1 protein-coding gene is annotated in these 1,521 nt (G+C 40.2%); it reads right to left on the minus strand.

The features are described 5' to 3' along the window. On the minus strand, positions 1–1,168 hold a 1,168-nt coding region (locus ACT3SX_RS15015; RefSeq protein WP_444761829.1), incomplete at its 3' end, for a hypothetical protein. Positions 1,169–1,521 lie beyond the last annotated feature (353 nt).

Here is a 1,521-nt window from a genome sequence, read left to right on the forward strand (position 1 = left end):
CTACCCTAGCCAACGCTATCATCCATTTGGAATCTGCGAACATAAACAAACACAGTATTTGCATACCAATAGCCTGTAATAACTGCTGATAAATAACTGCTCCACAGGTTTGTTCAACAAAGAGAAAAATGATTACATCTACGATAATAATAATAAAAAATGCATCTCTACTCCATAGTTGACGACTTTTATCGTACCGAATCCTTTTTACCTTGATATAGTCAATATCGCTTTGATTATCCAACTGATTGGTTTCATTGAGATACCAAATGATTTGACGTTTATTTTTGCGTATCTGCTTACCGATCTGAGGCATCACGTCGCCCAATTGGAAGTACCGCGGTGCTTCATTCTCTGGTGACCACCAAAAACCCGTCTGTGGACACGGCTGTAGGGAATAACAACACAAGTGTGTCGGCTCGACATTCTGACTACTGCCGCCGCTATTTGCGATGCGCTCAACAAGCATCCAAGTGACAGGTGCATCACCAACCGCTTGCATGGTTTCAGGATCATAACCGACGTAAGCTTCATTTGCTAACATGCCATCCAATAACACTTGAGCACTAGCATCTGCTCTACTAGGTACATAAATACCTGCCACAGGGACGACTTCATCTAACTCAACAGTATACTGAGGGTTTAATCGATAGATAGGCCAGGATTCGGGTGGGTTAAGTGGTCCTCGCGATTCAGTCGTATATTCTTCAATTAAACTGCCCATTAGCCAACCAAAATAGCTGGTTATTTTCATATTAAAAGCACGCGTGCTTGCTTCTCTCTCCCACTTATCATAATCCAGTTGTTGCTGCTCTGACATCCAGTCGATGTGATAATCCATACTGATCGCGCGAAAATCGCTCTCCACATTACCGCCATAGCCTATTGCTGCTAAGTCTCCTTTTAATAGCTCTTGATAACCGGCGTCAAGACTGTCTAGAGTGCTACGCAAGTTTGGCAGTACCCGCTCGCCCCACACTATGTCAGGCTGCATATTGATAGGCTGATTGCGATAGTCGCTAGGTAAATCGCTCATGAATAGTTCTAAAGCGTATTCAGCAGCTTCTAGCATATTTGCAAAAGCATCACGCATCTCTTTAAAGTAAGCGGGTGAGCTATAGCGCTCTAATAGGTAAATCTCTTGTGGTCTTATTACGTATTTATGCATAGGACAGTTGGTATTCCTTTGTTTCTAATTTTACACCGCTCACTGTTTTGAGCTATAAATCACGATTTCACCCGACCATTAAAACCGTTGATCTTCCTACAAAAGTCAACTTTATAGCCATTTATATGAGTTTGTTATTTGTGGAAAAAGATTAAAAAAACTGTTTTCTTGTATATTCACATTATAATATATATAATATTCATTATTGCGAACCTATTAGAGTAGGTTTTCTCTACGCGTGATTATCAAAATACCTTGGGAGAAACTAACATGATTCGTTTAAGCTACACTCTCAAATGCTGGATGTTAGGTATTACTTATTTTTTAGTGTTTTATTTTATGGTCGTCATGAG

The sequence above is a fragment of the Psychrobacter sp. AOP31-B2-9 genome (genome assembly GCF_052378005.1).
In the GTDB taxonomy this organism is placed as follows: Bacteria; Pseudomonadota; Gammaproteobacteria; order Pseudomonadales; family Moraxellaceae; genus Psychrobacter.